This is a genomic window from Mycobacterium sp. TH-M11, assembly GCF_057473725.1.
The window spans coordinates 1-1,712 of record NZ_JBYCLD010000444.1 but is presented as its reverse complement, the minus strand read 5'-3'; the positions used below and the strand labels follow the sequence as shown (position 1 = coordinate 1,712).

At 65.1% G+C, this 1,712-nt stretch carries 1 protein-coding gene and 1 pseudogene; both read right to left on the bottom strand.

The genetic code is table 11. From position 1 onward, the window contains the following. Positions 1 to 42 precede the first annotated feature (42 nt). Positions 43 to 1,311: an IS110 family RNA-guided transposase gene (locus AC2VOG_RS17335; protein ID WP_461480087.1), complete on the bottom strand. Its 1,269-nt coding sequence runs from the start codon at positions 1,309 to 1,311 to the stop codon at positions 43 to 45. A gap of 257 nt (positions 1,312 to 1,568) precedes the next feature. Beyond that, positions 1,569 to 1,712, bottom strand: a pseudogene (locus tag AC2VOG_RS17330) (dTMP kinase); the annotation flags it as partial.

Sequence of the window (1,712 nt, the reverse complement as noted above, 5' to 3'; positions counted from 1 at the left end):
CTAATCCGAAAATGGCGGTGAGCTGACTCGATACGGGTGTGGTCAGGCTGCGGGGGTGAGGGTGACGGTGTAGCCGAGTGCTTCGAGTTGGCGGATGTGGTTGCGTTTTTTGACCTCTGGGTTTGTGTGTTTGGTGAAGTGATCGGCGCCGAGATCGGTGAAGTGGGTGTCCTGGTCGGCCAGGAGGTGCCAGACGATGACGAGGATGGAGCGGCCGACGGCGACGATGGCGCGTTTCTTGCCTCGTCGGCGGGCGATGCGCCGGTAGCGTTCGCCCAGGAAGGTGTCGGTGCGCCCGGCCACCACGGCGGCCTCGCCCAGGACCCGCGCCAGGTAGCGATTACCGTGCCCGGTCGAGCCGTTGCCCTTGGTTTTGCCTGCCGAGGAGTTGATCCCCGGTGAGAACTTCGCCCATGAACACAGGTGCCCGGCGGTGGGGAAGCGCGACATGTCGGTGCCGATTTCGGCGAGGATGATCGCGGCGGCGATGGGCCCGATGCCGGGGATTTCATCCAGGCGTGTCGCCGCCGCGGCGAAAGGGGCCAGATAGGCCTCGATTTGTTCGTCGAGGGCGGCGATGTCGGCGTCGATACCGTCGATGCGGTCCAACATCCGCGCCAGCAGGAACCCGTGATGGGCGTCGAAGTGGCCGTTGAACGCGTCCTCGAGCCGGCCGATCTTGGTCCGCATCCGAGACCGCGCCATCTGCGCGAGTACCTTGGGGTCGCGTTCGCCGGAGATCAACGCCGCCATCATCGCGCGCCCGGACACCCCGAAAATATCGGAGGCCACCACCGAGAGCTTGATGCAGGCGTCCTCGAGCAGCTTTTCGACCCGGTTCTTCTCCGCGGTGCGCACCCCGACCAGGTCGATGCGGTAGCGGGTCAGATCCCGCAACCGCCGGATCGGTGGGGGTGGCACAAAGCTGGGCCGCAGCATCTGGCGTTCGGCCACCTTGCACAACCACACCGCATCCAGCACATCGGTCTTGGGTCGGCCCGGGAGATGTTTGACATCGCGGGCGTTGACCAGCCACGGATCCAGCCCGTGGGCCTCCAGCAGGTAGAACACCGGTTTCCAGTAATCCGAGGTGGCTTCCATCACCACCCGCTCGACCCGTAACTCGACCAGTCGGTTGGCCAACTCGATCAGCGAGCCGGTCATCGTCGACTGCGTCGACACCTCCTGCAACCGTTTGCGCGCGCTGTCGGGCGCAGGAACACGCACACAGCACACCAGTTCGGCCTTGCCGATATCCAGGGCCGCGACCCTGGCGATGATCTGTTCGTCATCATGGGACTCCTGCAACACCGCCACTGACCTCCCGTCTCCACACCGATCTATATCTAAGGGTGTGGTCGCCCGTGGAATCGCAAGGCCAACAACAGAATCTAATCCTCGTGCTCGAACAAGCGGCAACAATGAAGGGCCCACAACGCGATCCCAGCACCCGGCTAGACGACGGCCTGCAAGGACCATAGAGCGACGGCGTCGCAAGGCGACCACCACACCATTTTCACCCCGGAACGGGCGACCACAAGGTCAATTTGGCTAGACGGCCAAAACCGTCAATTTCCGGCCTGCGGAGCGGTCAGCGTCGCCGCCAGACGGGCCACATCGACGTCCGCGTCGACCACCTGCCAGCGCCCGCCCCAGCCCGCGGCGGCCAGCCCGGCGTACACCGCGCCGGTGCGCTGCTGCAGCCCGTCGTC